The sequence below is a fragment of the Microbacterium sp. LMI1x-1-1.1 genome (assembly GCF_040676205.1).
GTDB classification, from domain to species: Bacteria; Actinomycetota; Actinomycetes; order Actinomycetales; family Microbacteriaceae; genus Microbacterium; species Microbacterium aquilitoris.
Window position 1 is genome coordinate 904,148 of the sequence record NZ_JBEGHM010000001.1, and the last position, 21,839, is coordinate 925,986.

Below are 21,839 nucleotides of genomic sequence, written 5' to 3' on the forward strand. Positions count from 1 at the left end.
GCCGCTCGTAGTGTGCCGACGGAGGTTCCCATGCCACGTCGTGCGCGTGCGGCCGCGGCCGCATCTCTCATCGTCGGATTCGTTCTGGCCGGCTGCGGGGTCCGCCCCGCCGATGCCGACAGCACCCTCGAACGCATTTCGGAGGGCGGTGTCTTGCGGGCGGGAGTGACCGCGAATCCGCCCTGGACCGAGCTCGGAAACGAGCCGTCGGGCACGGAGGTCGCGCTGGTCGAGGCGTACGCGGCCGGGCACGGCGCCGAGGTCCGCTGGCGCGAGGGGGCGGAGGAGGTCCTCGTCGACGCGCTGCACGCGGGTGAGCTCGACATCGTCGTCGGCGGCCTCACCGACACGACCCCGTGGGCCGACGAGGCCGCCGTGACCGACGTGTACCGCGAAGAGACGAGCGCGTCGGGCGAGACCGAGAAGCACGTCATGCTCGCTCGTGCGGGCGAGAACGGGTTCCTCATGGATCTCGAGGTCTTCCTGCGCGAGGAGGGCCGGGAATGACGCAGACGGCTTTGCAACGGGGACTCGACGACGCCGGCCGGAAGGCGCTCCGCCGAGCCGTGCGGATGGAGTGGGCGACGATCGCCTTCCTCGCTGTCACCATCCCGGTCGTCGGCATCGTCACCGGCAGTTCGCAGGCGATGCGGGCGGCCTGGGTCGAGGACATGCTTTCGCTCGCACCGCCGATCGCGTTTCTCGTGGCGGTACGGGTGATGTCGCGCGCAGCGAATCCGAGGTACCCGTACGGCTATTTCCGGTCCGTCGGCATTGCGCACCTCGTGGCGGGTGTCGCTTTGTTCACCATGGGGGCCTTCCTGCTCGTCGAATCGGCGCTCACCCTCGTCCGCGGCGAGCGTCCGCCCATCGGCTCGGTCGAGGTCTTCGGGCAGTCGGTGTGGCTCGGGTGGTTCATGATGGCCGTCATGGCGGCGACTATTCCGTTGCCGATCTGGTTCGGGCGCGTGAAGATGCGTCTCGCCCGCCAGCTGCACAACAAGGTCCTCTACGCCGACGCGGACATGAACAAGGCCGACTGGATGACAGCGGTCGGCTCGATCGTGGGAGTCGGCGGCATCGGGCTCGGGCTCTGGTGGGCGGATGCCGCGGCGGCCGTCTTCATCGCCGGCAGCATCCTGTGGGACGGGGTGAAGAACACGAAGGCCGCGATCACGGACCTGATGGACACCCGGGCTACGACCTTCGACGACGCGAAGCCGCATCCCGACATCGATCGGATCCACGATCATCTCTCCTCGTTGCACTGGGTCGACGAGGTGCGCACCCGCACCCGTGACCAGGGCCAGTTCTTCCACGTCGAGGCTTTCGTCAAGCCGCGAAGGGGTCGCCTCCCACGCCTCGGCGAGCTCGAGCGCGCCCAGACGGAATGCCGGTCCTTGGACTGGAAGATGCACGACGTCGTCATCATCCCGGTGCAGGAGTTCCCCGAGACGGCGTCCGCGCGATCGGGCGAAAGCTAGGTCCGAGCCTGTGCAGCCCCTGGCAGTCCCGTGGGGATCGCCGATGCATGCCGCAACGGCGATGCGCCTCCCCGTAGCGTGGCCCTCACGTGGTCGGCATCCGCTGATCGTTTCTCCCTCCGCCCCGGCGGACACCCGATCTCGAGCAGGTGCTTTCATCGCTTCAACCGTCACCGAGTCGCGTCTCGGTCCCGTCCGCCAGACATACGCCGGAACAGCGGAGTTCCCCCCGATGGCGAAAGCGTTCACCGACGTCTCGCGCATCGTGCGCGAAACGGGGTTGCTGCACCGGACCCACGCCTTCTACGTCATGGTCGGCATCGCGCTGACGCTCGCCTTCGGCGGAGCAGTGACGGGATTCATCCTGCTCGGTGACAGCTGGTTCCAGCTGCTCATCGCCGGGGCCCTCGGCATCATCTTCACTCAGGTGGCCTTCCTCGCCCACGAGGCGGCGCACCGCCAGATCCTGAGCTCCGGTCCCGCCAACGATCGCCTCGCGCGCATCCTCGCGGCCGGTGTCGTCGGCATCAGCTACGCCTGGTGGACCGGCAAGCACACGCGTCACCACGCGAACCCGAACCGCGTCGGCAAGGACCCCGACATCGAGATCGACACGCTCTCGTTCATCGAGACCGATGCCGCATCGGCTCGCGGCCTGCGCCGCGCGATCACGAAGCGTCAGGGCTGGCTGTTCTTCCCCCTCCTCACCCTCGAGGGCCTCAACCTGCATTTCCTCGGCCTGAAGTTCCTCTTCACCGAGAAGGACGTGAAGGCGCGCTGGCTGGAGATCGGCATGATCGTCCTGCGACTGGCCGTCGTCCTCGTCCCGGTGTTCCTGCTCCTGCCCCTCGGCATGGCGTTCGCCTTCGTCGGTGTGCAGCTCGCCGTCTTCGGCGTGTACATGGGCGCGTCGTTCGCCCCGAACCACAAGGGGATGCCGGTCATCGCCCCTGACGCGAAGCTCGACTTCTTCAGCAAGCAGGTGCGCACCTCCCGCAACATCCGCGGCGGCTGGTGGGCCACCTGGCTCATGGGCGGTCTGAACTACCAGGTGGAGCACCACCTGTTCCCGAACATGCCCCGCCCGCACCTGTCGAAGGCTCGCGAGATCGTGCGCGAGCACTGCGCGACCCTCGGGGTTCCGTACACGGAGACGAGCCTCGGCCGGTCGTATGCGATCGTCATCGACTACCTGAACCGCGTGGGCCTCGCCGCCCGCGACCCGTTCGACTGCCCGATGACGGCGGAGTTCCGCCGGGGCTGAGCCTCAGACGGGACCCGCGTCAGCGGGAAGAGCGCCGAGGAACGGTTCGGGATCGAGCCGCTTCCTCGGCGCTTCGTCGATTCTGGCGCGGAGGTCGGCGTCGACACTCCCGACGTAGAGCCAGCCCATCAACAGCTCGTGGTCGGCGAGACCGTGGAGCGCGCGCACCTCGGGGGAGTTGACCGCGAGGCCCGTTCGCCACATGACGCCCCATCCGGCCCGCCAGAGCGCGAGCTCGAGCAGGTGCGCGGCGCCCGCGGCTGTGGCGTGCTGCTCCCAGACGGGCACGGCCGGGTGCGCCTTCGGGCTCGCGACGACCGCGATCAGCAGGTCGGCGCGGAACGGCTTCGTGTTCCGCTCCCCGGGCTCACGGGTGGTGCCGGCGGCGGTGTCGAGCGCGTCGCCGAGGCGGGCGCGGTCATCGCCGCGCAGAGCGAGCAGGCGCCAGGGGCGGAGGGCCTTGTGGTCCGCGACGGGGGTCACGGCGGCGAGCAGCTCGCGCAGCTCGTCGTCGGTCGGGGCACCCGGCCCCACTTTCGCGAGCGACCGCCGCGTCGCCATCGCCTCGAGGACCGGATCGTCGAACGTCGCCATCCCTCCATCCTCGTCGCTTCCGAGGCGGGTGTCGCCGAGGCGGGGTAGCGTCCCGGTCATGACCTGGCCCGCCCATCACCTTTCCTGCACGATCGAGCGCCCACCGCGCGAGGTGATCGCCTTCGCCGGTGACCCCGCGAACCTGCCGCGGTGGGCGGCGGGGCTGAGCTCCGGCATCCGGAACGACGGCGGCCGCTGGCTCGCGGACTCGCCACTGGGGGACATCGAGGTCGCGTTCGTCGGGCCGGTCGAAGCGGGCGTGCTCGATCACGACGTCCGTCTTCCGGACGGCACGGTCGTGCACAACCCGCTGCGGGTGCTGCGCAACGATACCGGCAGCGAGGTGGTCTTCACGCTGTTCCGCCGTGATGGCGTCACAGACGCGGAGTTCGCTGAGGATGCCGCGGCGATCGAGGCCGACCTCGAGACGCTCCGGGCGGTGATGGAGAGCTGACCGGGCCTTCCCGTGCCGGGGCCGCGGTGTTATCTTTCGACTGAGTTATCAATCGATAACTGAAGCCCTCTCCCGGAGGTGCCGTCGACGATGACAGCCCCCACGACGTATCCCGACCTGGTCGCCGAGCTCGAGCGGCGTCGCGCCGACGCAGCTCGCGGCGGTCCCGAGCGGGCGCGCGAGCGGCACACCGCCCGCGGCAAGCTGCTCGCCCGCGACCGCATCGACACCCTGCTCGACGTCGGCAGCCCCTTCCTGGAGGTCGGTGCGCTCGCCGGTCTCGACCTGTACGACGACGAATGCCCCTCCGGAGGCGTCGTCGCCGGCGTCGGACTGATCCACGGCCGGCACGTCATGGTCGTCGCGAACGACGCGACGGTGAAGGGCGGCACGTACTACCCGATCACCGTCAAGAAGCACCTGCGAGCACAGGAGATCGCCGCCGAGAATCGCCTGCCGTGCGTCTACCTCGTCGACTCCGGCGGCGCGTTCCTGCCCATGCAGGACGAGGTGTTCCCCGACCGCGACCACTTCGGGCGCATCTTCTACAACCAGGCGCGGATGTCGCGGGACGGCATCCCGCAGGTCGCGGCGGTCCTCGGGTCGTCCACCGCCGGCGGCGCCTACGTCCCCGCGATGAGCGACGAGACGGTCATCGTCCGGAACCAGGGCACGATCTTCCTCGGCGGTCCGCCCCTCGTGAAGGCGGCGACGGGAGAGATCGTCTCGGCAGAGGACCTCGGCGGCGGCGACCTCCACACGAGGGTCTCGGGCGTCACCGACCACCTCGCCGAGAACGATGAGCACGCGCTGGAGATCGTCCGCGACATCGTCGCGACGCTCCCCGCCCCGGCACCGCTGCGCGAGCAGCCCGAGCCCGTGGTCCCTCCCGCCGCCGATCCGGCCACCCTCGTCGACGTCGTGCCGGTCGAACTCACCACGCCGTACGACGCCCGCGAGATCGTCCACCGCCTCATCGACGGCGGAACGTGGCACGAGTTCAAGCGCGAGTACGGCGAAACCCTCGTCACCGGCTTCGCCCGCCTGCACGGACACCGCGTCGGCATCCTCGCGAACAACGGTGTCCTCTTCGGGGAGTCGGCGCTGAAGGGCGCCCACTTCATCGAGCTGTGCGACCAGCGCGGCATCCCGCTCGTGTTCCTGCAGAACATCACCGGGTTCATGGTCGGCCGCGAGTACGAGTCGGCCGGCATCGCCAAGCACGGCGCGAAGATGGTGAACGCCGTCGCGTGCGCGTCGGTGCCCAAGCTCACCGTCGTCGTCGGCGGCTCGTTCGGCGCCGGCACCTACTCGATGTGCGGGCGCGCATACTCGCCGCGGTTCCTGTGGCTCTGGCCCGGTGCGCGGGTGTCGGTCATGGGCGGGCCACAGGCGGCATCCGTCCTCTCGACCGTCCGCCGCGAGCAGATCGAGGCGCGCGGCGAGGAGTGGTCGGCGGAGGACGAGGCGGCGTTCCAGGCGCCGATCCGTGCGCAGTACGAGGAGCAGGGGAGCCCGTACTACTCGACGGCCCGCCTGTGGGACGACGGCATCCTGGCCCCGGCCGAGACCCGCGACGCGCTCGGTCTCGCCCTCGACGTCTGCCTCCGAGCCCCCTTCGACGCGCCGGGCTACGGCGTCTTCCGGATGTGATGCGCATGTTCTCGACAGTCCTCATCGCAAACCGTGGCGAGATCGCGTGCCGCGTCATCCGCACGCTGCGGGAGCTCGGCATCCGCTCGGTCGCCGTCTACAGCGACGCGGATGCCGGTGCCCGCCACGTCGCACTGGCCGACGAGTCCGTGCGCCTCGGTCCCGCGCCCGCCGCGCTGAGCTACCTCGACATCGACGCGGTGATCGCCGCGGCCCGCGCCACGGGGGCGGAGGCGATCCACCCCGGGTACGGGTTCCTCTCCGAGAACACCGCGTTCGCCGCGGCGTGCGAGCAGGCGGGGATCGTCTTCATCGGGCCGAGCGCCGATGCCATCCGCACGATGGGCGACAAGATCGCCGCGAAGCACGCCGTCGACGCTCGCGGCGTGCCGACCGTTCCCGGTGTCGCTCGCGCCGGCATGACCGACGACGAGCTGATCGCGGCCGCTCCCGAGGTGGGCTATCCGCTGCTGATCAAGCCTTCCGCGGGCGGTGGCGGCAAGGGCATGCACGTCGTGACGGATGCCGCGGACCTGCCCGCCGCGCTCGCCGCCGCGCGACGCGAGGCGGGCGCGAGCTTCGGCGACGACACGCTGTTCCTCGAGCGCTACGTCGACACCCCACGGCACATCGAGGTGCAGGTCCTCGCCGACGCGCACGGCACCGTCGTGCACCTGGGGGAGCGGGAGTGCTCGCTGCAGCGCCGACACCAGAAGGTCATCGAGGAGGCGCCGTCGCCGCTTCTCGACGAGACGACTCGGGCCCGGATCGGGCAGGCGGCGTGCGAGACGGCGCGGAGTGTCGACTACCGGGGCGCGGGGACGGTCGAGTTCATCGTCGCCGCCGACCGCCCCGACCAGTTCTTCTTCATGGAGATGAACACCCGCCTGCAGGTCGAGCACCCCGTCACCGAGCAAATCACCGGCATCGATCTCGTCGCCGCGCAGCTGCGGATCGCGGCGGGGGAGCCGCTCGGGTTCGCGCAGGTCGACGTGACACTCACGGGTCACAGCATCGAGGCGCGCGTCTACGCAGAGGATCCGGCCGCCGGCTTCCTGCCGACCGGCGGGCACGTGGTGGCCGTGCGACACCCGGCGGGCCCCGGCATCCGGGTCGACAGCGCCCTCGCCGACGGACTCGACGTCTCGGTCGACTACGACCCCATGCTCGCGAAGGTCATCGCGACGGGCGCTACCCGTGACGAGGCGCGGCGCCGGCTCGTCGCGGCGCTGGGCGACACGGCCGTGCTCGGCTTCGAGACGAACGTGCCGTTCCTCCGGGCGCTGCTCGAGCTGCCCGCCGTCGCCGCCGGCGACCTCGACACCGGGCTCATCGCGCGGGAGCTCGACGGGCTCCTCGCCGCGGACGATCCCGCCGACGTGCTCACCGAGGCGGCGCTGTTGATGGATGCCGCGGTCCCGCGCGCCGGCGGTCCGTGGCGGCGCGCGGACGGCTGGCGCCTGGGCTCGCCCGCACCGCGACGGTACCGGCTCGCGTCCGGCGGCGAGGAGCGGATCGTGGAGCTGGTCGGCGACGGGGTGATCGTCGACGGCGCGGCGGTCGCGGCATCCGTCCATCCCATCGGCGACCGGGTCGTCGTGCGCATCGGGGATCGGAGCGTCCCGCTCGTCGCGGCGGTCGACGGCGACGTCGTCTGGCTCTCGGCGGGCGGACGCGCGCACGAGGTGCGGCGCGTGCGGCTCGACCATCGCCGCGACGCGGATGCGTCGGCCGTGCCCGAACTCGTCTCGCCCATGCCCGGGGTGGTCGTGATGACCTCGGTCGCCGATGGGGCAGAGGTCGCCGCCGGCGATGCGGTGGTGGTCGTCGAAGCGATGAAGATGGAACATGTGGTGAGAGCGGAGGTCGCGGGCACCGTGGCGTTGCGCGTCGCGACCGGCGACAGCGTCGGCCGCGGGCAGACCTTGGCCGTCGTGACCCCGACCCCGGAGGAGGACGCATGAGCGAGGAGACCCCCCGCCGCATCGTGCAGCGCGGACTGTACTTCGACGAGCTCGAGGAGGGCGCCGTCTACGTCCACAGCCCGGGCCGCACCGTGACCGAGGCCGACAACGTGCTGTTCACGACCCTCACCATGAACACGCAGTCGCTGCACCTGGATGCCGCGTGGTCGGAGCAGACCGAGTACGGCGACCGGCTGGTCAACAGCATGTTCACCCTCTCGACCCTCGTCGGGCTGTCGGTCGCGCAGCTCACGCAGGGGACGATCGTCGCGAACCTCGGGTTCTCGGAGGTGAACTTCCCGGCGCCCGTCCGCCACGGCGACACGCTCTACGCCGAGACCGTCGTCGCGTCGAAGCGGGAGTCGCGCTCACGGCCGGGCCAGGGCGTCGTCGAGTTCGCGCACACGATGCGCAACCAGCACGACCAGGTCGTCGCGACCGCGCGTCGATCCACCCTCATGCGGATGTCGCCGGGAACGCCCGCATGAGCCTCGGTCCTGGGCTGCTGTTCTGTCCCGCCGACCGGCCGGAGCGGTACGCGAAGGCGCTCGCCGCGGCCGATGCCGTGATCCTCGACCTCGAGGACGCCGTCGCGCCGGCCGATAAAGCCGGCGCCCGTGAGGCGCTCGTGGCGGCGGACGTCGACGCCGCGCGCGTGATCGTGCGCGTGAACCCTTCCCCGACCCCCGAGCTGGCGCACGACCTCGACGCGTTGCGCGGCACTCCGTTCCGGCGGCTGATGCTCGCGAAGGCCGAGGAGACCGCCGAGGTCGACGCGCTCGACGGGTACCGCGTCATCGCCCTGTGCGAGACGCCGCGCGGGGTCGAGAACGCGGGCGCGCTCGCGCGGCATCCGCTCGTCGACGGACTCATGTGGGGTGCCGAAGACCTCGTCGCGGGGATCGGCGGGCGCTCCAGCCGCACGGGCGACGGCCGGTACCGCGACGTCGCGCGGTACGCCCGTTCGCGCGTGCTGATCGCAGCGGCCGCCGCCGGGATCGATGCCATCGACGCGGTCCACCTCGACATCGCCGACACGGCGGGGCTCGAGGACGAGGCGCGGGATGCCGCGGCATCGGGGTTCGCGGCGACCGCCTGCATCCACCCGTCCCAGGTCGAGGTCATCCGGCGGGCCTACGCGGCGACGCCCGACGAGCTCGAGTGGGCCGAGGCGGTCCTCGACGAGGCGACGCGGCAGCCCGGGGTGTTCCGGTTCCGCGGACGGATGATCGACGAGCCGGTGCTGCGGCAGGCGCGCCGGGCGCTGTCGCGATGACCACCTGGCGGGCCACGCAGAAGGCGAACCGCCGCGCGGAGCTCATGACCTCGGCCGCGCGGCTGTTCGCCGAGCGCGGGTTCGCGGCGGTGTCGACCGGCGACCTCGGCGACGCCGTCGGCATGAGCGGGCCGGCCCTCTACCGCCACTTCGCGAGCAAGGAGGCGCTGCTGTGCGACCTGCTGCTCGATGCGAGTGAACGACTGCTCGAGGGCGGTCGCGCGCTGACGGCCTCGGGAGGTGAGGCGCTCGAGGTCTTCGAGGCGCTCATCGCCTTCCACCTCGACTTCGCCACGAGCGACGCGGACGTCATCCGGGTCCAGGATCGCGAGCTCGCGAACCTGCCGGTCGACGTCAACCAGCGGGTGCGGCGGCTGCAGCGCGAGTACGTCCAGGAGTGGGATCGCCCGTTCGCCGCGCTCCGGCCGGACCTCGACGACGCCGAGCGCGAGACCAGGCTGCTCGCCGCGTTCGGGCTGTTGAACTCGACCCCGCACTCGGCCGCGCCCAGCGGTGAGCGGGCGGGCGGCATCCTGGCCGGAATGGCCCGTCGCGCGCTACTCGACGACTGACGCGGGCGGCGATGACAGGATGAGGGGATGCCGCACACCATCGTCCTCACCGGTGCCGGATCGGGCATCGGACAGCTCCTCGCCGAGCGTCTGACCGAGCGAGGTGACCGCCTCATCCTCGTCGCGCGCGACGCGTCGCGGGCCACCGACCTGCAGTCCCGGCACCCGGGCGCCGGCGCGATCGTCGCCGACCTCGCGCGGCCCGCATCGCTCGCGGCGGCGGTCGCGGCATCCGATCTCCCCGATCGGATCGACGCGATCGTGCACGCCGCGGGCATCGTCGACCTCGGGCACGTCGCCGACCTCACGGTGCAGTCGTGGCAGGACCAGCTCGCCGTCAACCTCGTCGCCCCCGCCGAACTCACGCGACTGCTGCTGCCGCGTGTGCGCGCGGCGCGCGGGCAGGTGCTGTTCGTGAACTCCGGCGCCGGGCTCGCGGCCCACCCGCAGTGGGCGGCATACGCCGCGTCCAAGCACGGGCTCAAGGCGCTCGCCGATGCGCTCCGCGGCGAGGAGGCCGTCCACGGCGTGCGCGTCACCACCGTCTACCCGGGTCGGACGGCCACGCCGATGCAGGCGCAGGTCCACGCGCAGGAGGGCAGGGATTACGACGCGGATGCCTGGATCCAGCCGGCATCCGTCGTCACCGCCGTCCTCACCGCCCTCGACCTGCCCCGCGACGCCGTCATCACCGACCTGTCGGTCAAGCCCGGCCCGCGCTGACGATGCTTCGGGCGGCGACCGTCGAGGATGCCGCGGCGATCGCCGCGATCCATGTCGCCTCGCGCGCCGCGTACTACGGCGAGCACCTCGATCCGGCGGACGCGGCGCGCGATCGCGAGCCGATGTGGCGCCGACTCGTCGCTGAGGACGGGCGGGTCACCGTCGTCGCCGAGGACGAAGGGCTGACGGGGTTCCTGCACGTGCGGCTCGGGAAGACCCTCGAACTGGTGAGCATCTACGTCCTGCCGGAGCTGTTCGGTCGCGGGGTCGGGTCGGCCCTCCACGAGCGATTCGACGAGATCCGCGACGGTCGCCCGGCCGAGCTCGAGGTGTGGGACGGCAACGCACGGGCGAAGGCCTTCTACGCCGCGCGCGGCTGGCGGGCGACCGACCGCACGCGCGACGGCGTCACCGGCATCCCGTTCGTCACCTGGCGGCTCGGCGGCTGACGCGCCGGGTTCGCCTGTGATGTGCCGAGTGCAGGTTCAGCCCCGCATCCGGGGGCGTTCGAGGCCCGTCGGGGCTTCTCAACCTGCACTCGGCACACGCGCGAACAGGCGCGGACCGCTCAGACGGCCTGCGGGTTCGCCAGAACGCCTTCGAAGACGGCCTCGGCGGCGCCGATGAGCAGGCGGTGCTCGGCCAGGGCGGCCGGCAGGATCTGCAGATCCTCGCCGCAGGCCGGCATCGCCTGAGCGCGGACGGCGTGCAGGAGCGCATTGACGTCGAGGTCCGCGAGCACCGCGAGGAACCCGCCCAGCACGATCGCCGAGGGGTTCAGGACGTTGACCGCGTTCGCCAGCGCGGTGGCGAGGATGCGGCGCTGCCGGTCGACCTCTCCCGCGACCGACGGGGTGTCCATCCGCGCCGCGAGAGCCTCGCCGAGGTCGCGGTCGTCGCCGCGGCCGAGGCCCAGGACCGACAGCAGCCGGGCGCGGCTGACCTCGTCCTCGAGCACTCCGTCGCGGGCTCGTCGGTCGGCGAGGGTGGCGATGCCGGGGCGGTTCTGCCCGAACTCTCCGGCATAGCCGCCGGCGCCGGCCACCGGCATCCCGTTCACGATGATGCCGCCACCGATGCCGCTCGCGCCGCCGTTGAGGTAGAACGCATGGTCGATGCCGCGCGCGGCGCCGAACAGATGCTCGGCGATGGTGCCGAGGGTCGCATCGTTGCCGACGACGACCGGGATGCCGGTGGCCGCCGCGACGAGGTCCCGGAGCGGCACGTCGACCCAGCCCAGGTGGGGTGCGTCGCGGACGAGCCCGTCCTCGATGCGGACGAGCCCCGGGACGGCGAGGCCGACGCCCAGGATGCGGGAGCCCGCGAGCTCGCCGCGGCGCCAGGTCGCGACCTGCTCCGCGACGAGGTCGGCGGTCGCCTGCGGGGTGAGGAGGTGGTCCTGCGGCAGGACGACGACGGCGCGGATGTCGCGGTCGAGGCCGACGGCGGCGATCTCGAGCGCATCGACCTCGGGGTTGACGGCGATCGCGACGACGGCGGGGTCCACCGCGACGACGGGGGAGGGCCGGCCGACCCGGCGCGACGGGTCGGGAGCGCGCTCGGCGACGAGGCCGAAGGACACGAGCGAGCCGACGAGATCGGCGACGGTCGACCGGTTGAGCCCGGTCGACTCGGTGAGGGCGGCGCGCGACTGCGGGCCCTCGCGGTGCACGATGCGGAGGATGCTGCCCAGGTTCGCGCGCCGCACGGATTCGACGGTTCGCCCCTGATCGGTCACGAACCCCACGATAGCCACCGGAAGGGGTTTGTCGCGGCGGCGCGCCTGGTATACGTTGCTGGCAACAACATTTTGTCCGGCTCGCGAAGGAGCGTCATGGTCACCCCCACCCCCGCAGACAAGTTCAGCTTCGGCCTGTGGACCGTCGGCTACAACGGCACCGACCCGTTCGGCGGCCCGACCCGTCACCCGCTCGACGTCGTCCACGCGGTCGAGAAGCTCGCCGAGCTCGGCGCGTACGGTCTCACCTTCCACGACGACGACCTGTTCGCCTTCGGATCGAGCGACGCCGAGCGCCAGCGTGAGATCGACCGCCTCAAGGGCGCCCTCGACTCGACCGGCATGATCATCCCGATGGTCACGACCAACCTGTTCAGCGCGCCCGTCTTCAAAGACGGCGGCTTCACCGCGAACGACCGCGACGTGCGCCGGTTCGCCCTCCGCAAGGTGTTCCGTCAGCTCGACCTCGGTGCCGAGCTCGGCGCCAAGACCTTCGTCATGTGGGGCGGCCGCGAGGGCGCGGAGTACGACTCCGCCAAGGACGTCCGTCAGGCACTCGAGCGCTACCGCGAGGCCGTGAACCTGCTCGGCGACTACGTCACCGACAAGGGCTACGACATCCGGTTCGCGATCGAGCCGAAGCCGAACGAGCCGCGCGGCGACATCCTGCTGCCCACGCTCGGTCACGCGATCGCGTTCATCGACTCGCTCGAGCGTTCCGAGCTGTTCGGCGTGAACCCCGAGGTCGGCCACGAGCAGATGGCGGGGCTCAACTTCACCGCCGGCATCGCCCAGGCGCTGTACCACGGCAAGCTCTTCCACATCGACCTCAACGGCCAGCGCGGCATCAAGTACGACCAGGACCTCGTGTTCGGCCACGGCGACCTGCACAACGCGTTCTCGCTCGTCGACCTGCTCGAGAACGGCGGCCCCGGCGGCGTCCCGGCCTACGACGGCCCGCGTCACTTCGATTACAAGCCGAGCCGCACCGAGGACGAGACCGGCGTCTGGGAGTCGGCCGCCGCCAACATGCGCACCTACCTGCTCCTCAAGGAGCGCGCGCAGGCGTTCCGCGCCGACCCCGAGGTTCAGGAGGCGCTCGCCGCCGCGAAGGTCGACGACCTGTCGACCCCGACGCTGAACCCGGGCGAGAGCTACGACGACTTCCTCGCCGACCGCTCGGCCTACGAGGACTTCGACCCGAGCGTCTACCTCGGCGGCAAGGGCGCCGGCTTCGTCCGCCTGCAGCAGCTGGCGACCGAGCACCTGCTGGGCGCGCGCTGACGTGACCCTCGTGATGGGCGTCGACTCGTCGACGCAATCCTGCAAGGTCGTCATCGTCGACGTCACGACCGGAGCGATCGTCCGCTCCGGTCGTGCGTCGCACCCCGACGGCACCTCCGTCGATCCCGAGGCGTGGTGGTCGGCGCTGCAGAGCGCGATCGCGGATGCCGGGGGCCTCGACGACATCGCGGCATGGTCGATCGGGGGCCAGCAGCACGGCATGGTCGCGCTCGACGCATCGGGCGCGGTGGTGCGCGACGCGCTGCTGTGGAACGACACGCGCTCGGGGCAGGCGGCATCCGATCTCACGATCGAGTTCGGCGCCGACGAGCTCGCCCAGCGCACGGGGCTCGTGCCGGTCGCGTCCTTCACGATCACCAAGCTGCGATGGCTGCGCGACGCGGAGCCCGACAACGCCGCCCGGGTGGCCGCGGTCGCGCTGCCGCACGACTGGCTGACGTGGCGCCTGCGCGGCTACGGCCCGGGGGACCCGGCGCTCGACGAGCTCGTCACCGACCGCTCCGACGCCTCCGGGACCGGCTATTGGGACCCCGCGTCGGGTGGGTACGATCGCGAGCTGCTGGCCGCGGCGCTCGGCCACGACGCGATCCTGCCGCGGGTGCTCGGTCCCCTCGAGTGGGTGACGGATCCGGGCGGACGTCGCGTCGGCCCCGGCGCCGGTGACAACGCGGGGGCCGCCCTCGGGGTCGGGGCGACGGCGGGCGACGTCGTCGTGTCGATCGGCACGTCGGGCACGGTCTTCGCCGTCAGCGACACAAGGACGATCGATCTGACCGGCACGGCGGCGGGCTTCGCGGACGCCACGGGACGGTTCCTGCCGCTCGTTGCGACCCTCAACGCCGCGCGGGTGCTCGATGCGACCGCGCGTCTGCTGGGGGTGGACCACGACGGTCTCACCGAGCTCGCCGCGGCGGCCGAACCCGGCGCCGGCGGCGTCGTGCTCGTGCCCTGGTTCGAGGGGGAGCGCACGCCCAACCTGCCGACCGCGCGCGCGTCGATCGACGGGCTCTCGCTGGTCAACACGACGCGGGAGAACCTCGCCCGCGCCGCGATCGAGGGCATGCTCGCGGGGCTCGCGACCGGTCTCGATGCGATCCGGGGTCTCGGAGTCACCGCCGAGCGCGTGCTGCTCGTCGGCGGCGCGGCGCGGAACGCGGCGGTCGCCGCGGTCGCCGCGCAGGTGTTCGACGTCCCGGTGGCGGTCCCCGCGCCGGGTGAGTACGTGGCGCAGGGCGCCGCGCGTCAGGCGGCGGCGGTGCTGACCGGTGCGTGGCCGGAGTGGGCCGTCGAGATGGACCGGGAGGCGGCATCCGACCCCCGTCCGGAGGTCCGCGAGCGCTACGGCACCGTGGCCGCGCGGCGGGCGGAGGAGGCCCGATGACCCGTCGCGCGCTCATCGTCCGCGGCGGGTGGGACGGGCACCACCCGATCGCCGCGACGGACATGTTCGTCCCGTTCCTCGAGCAGAACGGCTTCGAGGTCGCGATCGAGGAGACGAACGAGGTCTACGCCGACGCCGAACGGATGGCGGGGGTCGACCTCGTCGTGCAGGCGGTGACGATGTCGTCCATCTCGGACGACGCGCTCCGGGGGCTGCGGTCGGCCGTCGAGGCGGGGACGGGGTTGGCCGGCTGGCACGGCGGCATCGCGGATTCGTATCGCAACAGCTCCGACTACCTGCAGCTCGTCGGAGGCCAGTTCGCGACCCATCCCGGGCGTCACCCCGACGACCGCCCGGGCGACGAGCGCGACAACTACCTCGATCACACGGTCGGGATCACCGAGCTGGGCCGCGGCCACGAGATCACGGCCGGCATCGACGACTTCACGCTGCACACCGAGCAGTACTGGGTGCTCCACGACGACCTGCTCGACGTCCTCGCGACGACGACGCATCCGACGCAGGAGTACCACCCCTGGCACCGGCCGGTCGTGAGTCCCGCCGTCTGGACCCGGCTATGGGGCAGGGGTCGCGTCTTCGTCGCGACGCCCGGCCACACGCCCGAGATCCTCGCCGATCCGAACGTCCGCACCATCGTCGAAAGGGGACTGCTGTGGGCAGCCCGCACGCCGTAGGGATCGTCGGTCTCGGCGTCATCTCGAGTCAGTACCTGGATCTCTTCGCACAGAGTCCCTCGATCCGGATCGCCGCGGTGGCCGACCTGCGGCCGGATCGTACGGCGGAGGTCGCCGCGGGCATCCCGGGCGCGCGGGCGCTGACGGTCGACGAGATGATGGCCGACCCCGAGGTGCAGACCGTCCTCAACCTCACCGTCCCCGCCGCGCACGCGGAGGTCGCGCACGCCGCGATCGCCGCCGGCAAGTCGGTCCACGGCGAGAAGCCGCTGGCGCTGACGGTCGCCGAGGGACGTGCGGTGATGGATGCCGCCGCCGCGGCCGGCGTGCACGTCTCGGCGGCGCCCGACACGGTGCTCGGCACCGGCATCCAGACCGCGCGCCGCCTCGTCGACGACGGGGCGATCGGGCGGCCGGTCGCGGCGAGCGCGACGTGGGTGTCGCCGGGTCACGAGCTGTGGCATCCGGCTCCCGGGTTCTACTACGCACCCGGCGGGGGACCACTGTTCGACATGGGGCCGTACTACCTGACGAGCCTCGTCCACCTGCTGGGGCCGGTCGTCGCCGTCACCGGGGCCGCTCGCCGGGCTCGTGCGGAGCGCACGATCGCCACGGGCCCGCACGCCGGCGAGCGGATCGAGGTCGAGGTCGACACGCACGTGAGCGGGCTGCTCGAGCACGCGGGCGGGGCGGTGTCGACCGTCGTCACGAGCTTCGACGCCGTCCGGACGGCCGCCCCGCCGATCGAGGTGCACGGTGAGCGGGGGTCGCTGTCGGTGCCCGATCCGAACATGTTCGACGGCGAGGTCCGCCTCGCGGCGCTCGGTGAGGACGGCTGGCGGTCGGTCCCGGCGTCGGCCGGCTACGAGGGCTCCGGTCGGGGCATCGGGTTGATCGACGCCATCGCCTTCGGCGGGGCGGGTCGAGCCGGCGGAGCGCTCGCGCTGCACGTGCTCGACGTCATGGAGAGTCTCCTCCGCTCCTCCGCAGAGGGGCGACGGCTCGAGGTCGGCACGACGGTGGAGCGGCCGACCCTCGTCCCGCTCACCGCTGCCGTGGACTGGACGCGCATCGCCGGCTGATCACCGCTCTGCGCCCTGACGACGCCGCCCCGCCTTCCGGCCGGGGCGGCGTCGACGCGTGACCGGAACGTGATGTTTGACGGGTCCGCCGTCGAGCGTTATCTTCATATCGAAGCGGTTCGACGGCCATTCGCGGAAGCGCTTCGATCACGAAGGAGTGAGATGACCCGGCACATGTCCGAGCGCCCAGAGCGGCGCGACCGATGACGCAGCAGGCGATCGTCACCGAGGTCGCTGCCACGACGATCGAAGAGAAGACGCCGTCCCGCCCCGCGCGGCGGGTGTCGAAGAACCGTCGCTCGTTCCGGATGTTCCTGTGCATCGTCCCGTTCCTGGTTCTGGTCTTCCTCTTCTCGTACTTCCCGCTCTACGGCTGGATCTACGCGCTCTTCGACTACCGTCCCGCCCTCGGCCTCGCCGGCAGCGACTTCGTCGGGCTGCAGTGGTTCCAGCTGCTCGTGAGCTCGCCGACCCAGGTCGCGCAGGTCGGCCAGGTGCTCGCCAACACGCTCGCGATCAGCTTCCTCGGCATCGCGACCTCGGTCCTGCCGCTCGCGTTCGCGATCTTCCTCAACGAGATCCGCGCCCCCTGGTTCCGCAACGCCGTCCAGACGCTGACGACCCTCCCGAACTTCATCTCGTGGGTGCTCGTCTACATGATCGCCTTCTCGCTCTTCTCGAGCTCGGGACTCGTCAACGGTGTCCTGTCGGATGCCGGATTGATCACCACGCCGGTGAAGTTCCTCGACACCGACCAGAACGTCTGGCTGACGATGACCCTCTGGTCGGTCTGGAAGGGCCTCGGCTGGGGAGCGATCATCTACCTCGCCGCGATCGCCGGAATCGATCAGTCGCTGTACGAGTCGGCGGAGATCGACGGCGCAGGGCGATTCCAGAAGATGTGGTACATCACGGTGCCGCAGCTCATGCCGACCTACCTCGTCCTGCTGCTGCTGTCGATCGCGAACCTGCTCAACAACGGTATGGAGCAGTACTTCGTCTTCCAGAACGCCTTCAATAAGGAGTACATCCAGGTCCTCGACCTGTACGTCTACAACATCGGCATGACGGGCAACAACCTGTCGATGGCGACGGCGATCGGCATGTTGAAGAGCCTCATCTCCGTGATCCTCCTGTTCACCGTCAACGGCATCGCCAAGCGCGTGCGCGGCGAATCCATCGTCTGAGTCAGGAGCCCCCGATCATGGTCACCACGACTCCCACCCGTCGCCGCGTCGTCCGGCGCGACGCCGATCTCTCCGGCCGCGTCGTCTTCGCGATCGTCAACTACTCGGTGTTCCTGGCGCTCGCGTTCGTCTGCGCCTACCCGTTCTACTACCTGATCATCAACTCGGTCAGCTCGAACGACCTCGCCGCGCTCGGCCAGGTGCGGTGGCTGCCCACCGGCATCCACCTCTCCAACTACGAGCAGGTCTTCCAGCTCGGCGGACTCACGCAGGCCGCGATCGTCTCCGTCGGCCGCACCGTCCTCGGTACGGTCGCCGCGGTGCTCGCCTCGGCCTTCCTCGGCTTCATGTTCACGCAGAGTCGCATGTGGGGACGCCGGTTCTGGTACCGCTTCGTCATCATCACGATGTACTTCAGCGCGGGCCTCATCCCGGTGTTCATCGTCATCCGGAACCTCGGGCTGACCAACAACTTCTGGGTCTACGTGCTGCCGTTCGTCGTGCAGCCGTTCTTCATCATCCTCGTGAAGACCTACGTCGAGGCGATGCCCACCGAACTTCAGGAAGCCGCCGAGATGGACGGCGCGAACATCCTGCAGGTCTTCTTCCGGGTGTACCTGCCGAACATGACGCCGATCCTCGCGACCGTGGCCATCTTCTCGGCCGTGGCGCAGTGGAACAGCTTCCAGGACACCTTGATCTACATCACCGACCAGAGCCTCTACACGCTGCAGTACCTGCTCTACATGTTCATCAACCAGGCCAACAGCCTGGCTCAGGCCATGCAGAACGGCGGCAACATCAGCTCGATCGTCGACGCGGCCACGAGTCAGACGCCGACCTCGATCCGGATGACGATCTCGGTCATCGTCATCCTGCCCATCATCTTCGTCTACCCGCTGTTCCAGCGCTTCTTCGTCAAGGGCATCATGCTCGGCGCGGTCAAGGGCTGAACCCGACCATCACGGTCACACCACCGAGAGGAAAGCAATGAAGCTATCACGCAAGGCCATCGGCGCCGTCGCCGCTCTGGCGACGGTCGGGCTGCTGAGCGCCTGCACCGGCCCCGCGCCCACCGAGAAACGCGAGGAGATCACAGCGTTCCCGACCTCGTGGGACGAGCCCATCACGATCGACGTCTTCGACGGCCTCGCCAACTACATGGGGATGCAGGAGGGGTGGTTCGGCGACCTCGTCGAGAAGAAGTTCAACATGAAGCTGAACATCATCGCCCCCAACGTCGCGGGCGGCGGCGACACCCTCTTCAACACCCGCGTCACGGCGGGCGACCTCGGCGACCTCATCATCACCGACAAGGGCCAGCGGCTCGAGGAGCTCCGCGAGGGCGGTCTGCTCCTCGACTCGGCGAGCTTCTACCCGGCCATGAAGAACGTCGGTCGGTTCGACGCCGCCGTCGACAAGATCAACGAGGGCGCCGACGGCACGTACGCCTTCCCATCGCAGGTCTCCTCACTGAAGCCCACCGAGCCCTCCGAGGGCCTCGACCCGACGTTCGGTCCCTACCTGCGCTGGGACCTCTACAAGCAAGCCGGCTACCCCGAGATCAGCACGCTCGAAGACCTCCTCCCGGTGCTGAAGAAGATGCAGGATGCCGAGCCCACCGCTCCCAACGGGCAGAAGACCTACGCGGTCTCACTGTTCAAGGACTGGGACGGCAACATGCTGAACAACGCCAAGCAGCCGACCACCTACTACGGCTTCGACGAGGTCGGCTTCGCCCTCGCCAAGGGCGACGGGTCCGAGTTCCAGGGCATCCTCGACGAGGACGGGCAGTACGTGCGCGCGCTGCGCTTCTTCCACGAGGCGAACGAACTCGGCATCCTCGACCCCGACTCGACCACGCAGAACTACGACACCCTCTGGAACAAGTACCAGAACGGCCAGGTGCTCTTCTCGTTCTGGCCGTGGCTCGGACAGGCCGCCTACAACACCGACAAGAACGTCGATGCGGGCCGCGGCTTCATGATGGCCCCGATGGACGACATGGACATCTTCTCGTACGGCGCCGAGGCGTACGGCGGCAAGCAGGTGTTCGCGATCGGCTCGAAGGCCGAGGACCCCGAGCGCATCGCGGCGTTCGTCGACTGGCTCTTCTCGCCCGAGGGCGCTCTGGCCAACAACAGCCAGACGCAGGGTGCCGCCGGCCCCGAGGGGCTCACGTGGGAGCTCAACGCCGACAAGGAGCCCGCGCTCACCGAGCTCGGTCACAAGATCTTCTTCGAGGGTGACGCCGAGGTCCCGGCCGAGTGGGGTGGCGGCAGCTACATCGACGGTGCATCGCAGCTGAACATCAGCGCCGTGCTGCCGATCGACACCGACCCGAACACCGGCTTCCCGTACAGCTACAAGATGTGGCCGAGCTACCAGGCCGAGACGAGCAATTCGCTCACCGACGACTGGACGGCCAAGATGGGCGCTCCGACGACGATGGACTACCTGCAGGGCAACGACCAGCTCATGGTCGGCGCCGGCGCCAGCTTCACCGCGCCGACCGACTCGTCCGAGATCGAGACGCTCCGCAACCAGGTCAAGGCGACGATCGTGCAGACCTCGTGGCAGATGGTCTTCGCCGAGAGCGATGCGCAGTTCGACTCGCTGCTGTCCTCGATGCAGGAGACCGCGAAGGGCCTCGGCTACGACAAGGTCCTCGAGGTCGACATGGCCAACGCCGAATCGCAGGATGCCGCCCGCAAGGCGGTCTCGGCGGAGTTCGGCGGCTGACCGCCCCGCACGCAGGAAAGGCCCCGTCGGTGATCCGGCGGGGCCTTTCCGTTGCGACTCAGGCGGCGGTTCCGGAGCGGCGGCGGTAGATGCTCCGGAAGAGGAACGCGCAGCCGTAGGCACCGACGGAGAATCCGATCGTGGCCACGAGGAACATCGTGGGCGGGAAGACGATGACGAGGCACACGACGGTCACGGGGATCACGAGGAGCGCGAGGGTCCGCAGCGGCTCCGCTGCCGGGAGGAGCACGGCGTTCTTGAGCGTCTGGCGGAAGGGGGCGCGGTACGCGGCGATGAGACCCATCGCGTGGACGAACGCGGCGACGGCGTAGGCCGCTCCGGCGAACGCCAGGGCGGCGAGGCCCGTGAGGAGCGGCTCGGGTGCCGACAGCCAGAACACGCCGCTGAAGGCGAGCGCGACGCTCGCCGTCAACAGGATGAGGCTGAGCCCGGTCGCGGGCAGGAAGTTCCGCGCCAGCGCGGGCAGGAAGTCGCGCAGCGGACGGCCGCCCTCCTCGTCGGCGTAGCGTCGGGTCACCTCCAGCAGGGCGCTCGTGGCCGCGCCGATCGTGACGAGGGGTGCGCAGCAGAGCAGGAACAGGATGTTGAGGGCGACGAACTCGAGGAACGACGACAGGCCCTGGACGGCGCGGTTCTCGGGGTCGATCTTCATGATCAGACCGTCGCGGGTTCCGCCGGCGAGTGGGCGAAGCGCGGGGCGAGGAGTTCCGGCCCGGGCGACCGTTCACCGCGGATCGCGGCGAGCAGCGTGCGGGCACCCGCCGCGCCGAGCTCTTCGGCGGGAAGGTCGATGACGTCCGACACGCCCGGAACATGGAGGGCGAGCTCGGCCGGGCTCAGGGCGACGATCTCGATGGGCGCCGCGGAGGCCGAGGCCAAGAGGCGGGCGGCGATGAAGGGAAGGGCTGCCTCGTTGTGGACGAAGAGCGCGGTGGTCTCGGGGGATCCGGCGAGCAGCGCATCGACGACCTCGGTCGCGCCGGGACCCGCGGGGCAGGGGAGCACGGTCGCGGTGAGTCCCACCTCACGGCTGCGGGAGAGGAACCCGCGGGTGAGGCGGTCCGAGTACGAGGTGTGTCGTGCCTGCACCTGAGGCGGGGCGCCGAGGAGGGTGACGGTGCGGTGGCCGCGCTCGGCGAGACGCTCGGCGGCGAGGCGTCCGGCGGCTTCGAAGTCGAAGTCGACGCAGATCAGCTGGTCGGCCGTGTCGGGGAGGCCGATGAGGACGCTCGGGATGCTGAGGTCGGCGAGCGAGCCCACGCGGGGGTCGCTCGTCTCGACGTCGAGGATCAGCACCCCGTCGACCATCCCCGCCCGCGCCGCGCGTTCGACACCGGCGGCGTCGTCGCTCGTGAGCAGCAGGATGTCGTGGTGGTGCAGGCGCGCCTCTTTGAGGGCTCCCGCGACGATCTGCATGACGACGTGGACGTCGACGCCGGCGCGGATGGGGGCTTGCAACCCCAGAATGCTCGTCGACCGCGAGGCGAGGGAGCGCGCGCTCGCCTGCGGGCTGTAGGAGAGGTCGGCCATCGCCTGCTCGACGCGTTCCCGCGTCTCCTGCGAGATGGTGCGTTTGCCGCTCATCACGTATGAGACCGTCGAGATCGAGACTCCCGCGGCCTGGGCCACGTCGGCGATCGTGGTCATGGACCCTCCTTCTCCGACGGCATCGGCTTCGACGCGCGGATGGATCGAGCGTATCGG

At 70.6% G+C, this 21,839-nt stretch carries 22 protein-coding genes; 18 read left to right on the plus strand and 4 right to left on the minus strand.

Features of this window, described 5'->3' with window-relative positions; translation table 11 throughout:
* Positions 1–30 precede the first annotated feature (30 nt).
* The 3 genes from MRBLMI1x_RS04415 to MRBLMI1x_RS04425 all read left to right on the plus strand — a co-directional run bounded on the left by MRBLMI1x_RS04415 (position 31) and on the right by MRBLMI1x_RS04425 (position 2,748).
* On the plus strand, positions 31–507 hold the full coding sequence (locus tag MRBLMI1x_RS04415) for a transporter substrate-binding domain-containing protein (RefSeq protein WP_018185670.1): 477 nt from the start codon (positions 31–33) through the stop codon (positions 505–507).
* Positions 504–1,484, plus strand: a complete 981-nt coding sequence (locus MRBLMI1x_RS04420) for a cation diffusion facilitator family transporter (RefSeq protein WP_018185669.1) — start codon at positions 504–506, stop codon at positions 1,482–1,484. The genes MRBLMI1x_RS04415 and MRBLMI1x_RS04420 overlap by 4 nt, the downstream gene beginning before the upstream one ends.
* Positions 1,485–1,545: 61 nt before the next feature.
* Positions 1,546–2,748 carry a fatty acid desaturase family protein gene (locus tag MRBLMI1x_RS04425; protein ID WP_336125798.1) on the plus strand — a complete coding sequence of 401 codons (1,203 nt, stop codon included), beginning with the start codon at positions 1,546–1,548 and terminating at the stop codon, positions 2,746–2,748.
* 3 nt (positions 2,749–2,751) lie between these two features.
* On the opposite strand, the gene MRBLMI1x_RS04430 is transcribed toward MRBLMI1x_RS04425, so the two are convergent.
* On the minus strand, positions 2,752–3,342 hold the full coding sequence (locus MRBLMI1x_RS04430) for a nitroreductase family protein (protein ID WP_020097852.1): 591 nt from the start codon (positions 3,340–3,342) through the stop codon (positions 2,752–2,754).
* Positions 3,343–3,400: 58 nt separating this feature from the next.
* Here MRBLMI1x_RS04430 and MRBLMI1x_RS04435 point away from each other — a divergent pair, with 58 nt between their 5' ends.
* From MRBLMI1x_RS04435 to MRBLMI1x_RS04470, 8 genes are all read left to right on the plus strand, one after another.
* Complete coding sequence (locus MRBLMI1x_RS04435; protein WP_363456499.1) at positions 3,401–3,796, plus strand: SRPBCC family protein; 396 nt, start codon at positions 3,401–3,403, stop codon at positions 3,794–3,796.
* Positions 3,797–3,886: 90 nt separating this feature from the next.
* Positions 3,887–5,449, plus strand: coding sequence for a carboxyl transferase domain-containing protein (locus MRBLMI1x_RS04440; protein WP_363456502.1), 1,563 nt, complete (start codon positions 3,887–3,889; stop codon positions 5,447–5,449).
* Positions 5,449–7,413, plus strand: a complete 1,965-nt coding sequence (locus MRBLMI1x_RS04445; RefSeq protein ID WP_363456505.1) for an acetyl/propionyl/methylcrotonyl-CoA carboxylase subunit alpha — start codon at positions 5,449–5,451, stop codon at positions 7,411–7,413. The genes MRBLMI1x_RS04440 and MRBLMI1x_RS04445 overlap by 1 nt, the downstream gene beginning before the upstream one ends.
* Positions 7,410–7,901 carry a MaoC family dehydratase gene (locus tag MRBLMI1x_RS04450; RefSeq protein ID WP_363456508.1) on the plus strand — a complete coding sequence of 164 codons (492 nt, stop codon included), beginning with the start codon at positions 7,410–7,412 and terminating at the stop codon, positions 7,899–7,901. Before MRBLMI1x_RS04445 ends, MRBLMI1x_RS04450 begins: the two co-directional genes overlap by 4 nt.
* A complete protein-coding gene (locus MRBLMI1x_RS04455) occupies positions 7,898–8,689 on the plus strand; it encodes an HpcH/HpaI aldolase/citrate lyase family protein (RefSeq protein WP_363456511.1) in 792 nt (263 codons plus the stop codon). Before MRBLMI1x_RS04450 ends, MRBLMI1x_RS04455 begins: the two co-directional genes overlap by 4 nt.
* Positions 8,686–9,261 carry a TetR/AcrR family transcriptional regulator gene (locus MRBLMI1x_RS04460; protein WP_363456514.1) on the plus strand — a complete coding sequence of 192 codons (576 nt, stop codon included), beginning with the start codon at positions 8,686–8,688 and terminating at the stop codon, positions 9,259–9,261. The genes MRBLMI1x_RS04455 and MRBLMI1x_RS04460 overlap by 4 nt, the downstream gene beginning before the upstream one ends.
* A gap of 27 nt (positions 9,262–9,288) precedes the next feature.
* Entirely contained in the window at positions 9,289–9,984 is a 696-nt protein-coding gene (locus tag MRBLMI1x_RS04465) for an SDR family oxidoreductase (protein WP_363456517.1), read from the plus strand.
* A gap of 2 nt (positions 9,985–9,986) precedes the next feature.
* Positions 9,987–10,433, plus strand: a complete 447-nt coding sequence (locus MRBLMI1x_RS04470; protein WP_363456520.1) for a GNAT family N-acetyltransferase — start codon at positions 9,987–9,989, stop codon at positions 10,431–10,433.
* Between the two features lie 119 nt (positions 10,434–10,552).
* Here the strand turns inward: MRBLMI1x_RS04470 and MRBLMI1x_RS04475 are convergent, their stop codons facing one another.
* Positions 10,553–11,731 (minus strand): ROK family transcriptional regulator, encoded by a 1,179-nt coding sequence (locus tag MRBLMI1x_RS04475; protein WP_363456523.1) that lies wholly within the window; start codon positions 11,729–11,731, stop codon positions 10,553–10,555.
* An 87-nt stretch (positions 11,732–11,818) separates the two neighbouring features.
* Between MRBLMI1x_RS04475 and xylA the strand changes: the two genes are divergently transcribed.
* The 7 genes from xylA to MRBLMI1x_RS04510 all read left to right on the plus strand — a co-directional run bounded on the left by xylA (position 11,819) and on the right by MRBLMI1x_RS04510 (position 20,114).
* Complete coding sequence (xylA, locus tag MRBLMI1x_RS04480; RefSeq protein WP_363456526.1) at positions 11,819–13,006, plus strand: xylose isomerase; 1,188 nt, start codon at positions 11,819–11,821, stop codon at positions 13,004–13,006.
* Position 13,007: 1 nt separating this feature from the next.
* Positions 13,008–14,408, plus strand: coding sequence for an FGGY family carbohydrate kinase (locus MRBLMI1x_RS04485; protein ID WP_363456529.1), 1,401 nt, complete (start codon positions 13,008–13,010; stop codon positions 14,406–14,408).
* Positions 14,405–15,103 carry a ThuA domain-containing protein gene (locus MRBLMI1x_RS04490; RefSeq protein WP_363456532.1) on the plus strand — a complete coding sequence of 233 codons (699 nt, stop codon included), beginning with the start codon at positions 14,405–14,407 and terminating at the stop codon, positions 15,101–15,103. The genes MRBLMI1x_RS04485 and MRBLMI1x_RS04490 overlap by 4 nt, the downstream gene beginning before the upstream one ends.
* Positions 15,082–16,185 (plus strand): Gfo/Idh/MocA family protein, encoded by a 1,104-nt coding sequence (locus MRBLMI1x_RS04495; protein ID WP_363456535.1) that lies wholly within the window; start codon positions 15,082–15,084, stop codon positions 16,183–16,185. Before MRBLMI1x_RS04490 ends, MRBLMI1x_RS04495 begins: the two co-directional genes overlap by 22 nt.
* Positions 16,186–16,388: 203 nt before the next feature.
* A complete protein-coding gene (locus MRBLMI1x_RS04500) occupies positions 16,389–17,372 on the plus strand; it encodes an ABC transporter permease (protein ID WP_020097865.1) in 984 nt (327 codons plus the stop codon).
* Positions 17,373–17,389: 17 nt separating this feature from the next.
* Positions 17,390–18,325: a carbohydrate ABC transporter permease gene (locus MRBLMI1x_RS04505; RefSeq protein ID WP_020097866.1), complete on the plus strand. Its 936-nt coding sequence runs from the start codon at positions 17,390–17,392 to the stop codon at positions 18,323–18,325.
* 37 nt (positions 18,326–18,362) lie between these two features.
* The gene (locus tag MRBLMI1x_RS04510) at positions 18,363–20,114 is read left to right on the plus strand and encodes an ABC transporter substrate-binding protein (RefSeq protein WP_363456539.1); all 1,752 of its coding nucleotides are present in this window, start codon (positions 18,363–18,365) and stop codon (positions 20,112–20,114) included.
* A 58-nt stretch (positions 20,115–20,172) separates the two neighbouring features.
* On the opposite strand, the gene MRBLMI1x_RS04515 is transcribed toward MRBLMI1x_RS04510, so the two are convergent.
* On the minus strand, positions 20,173–20,787 hold the full coding sequence (locus MRBLMI1x_RS04515) for a YesL family protein (RefSeq protein ID WP_363456542.1): 615 nt from the start codon (positions 20,785–20,787) through the stop codon (positions 20,173–20,175).
* 2 nt (positions 20,788–20,789) lie between these two features.
* Positions 20,790–21,782, minus strand: coding sequence for a LacI family DNA-binding transcriptional regulator (locus MRBLMI1x_RS04520; protein ID WP_018185649.1), 993 nt, complete (start codon positions 21,780–21,782; stop codon positions 20,790–20,792).
* Positions 21,783–21,839: the final 57 nt, after the last annotated feature.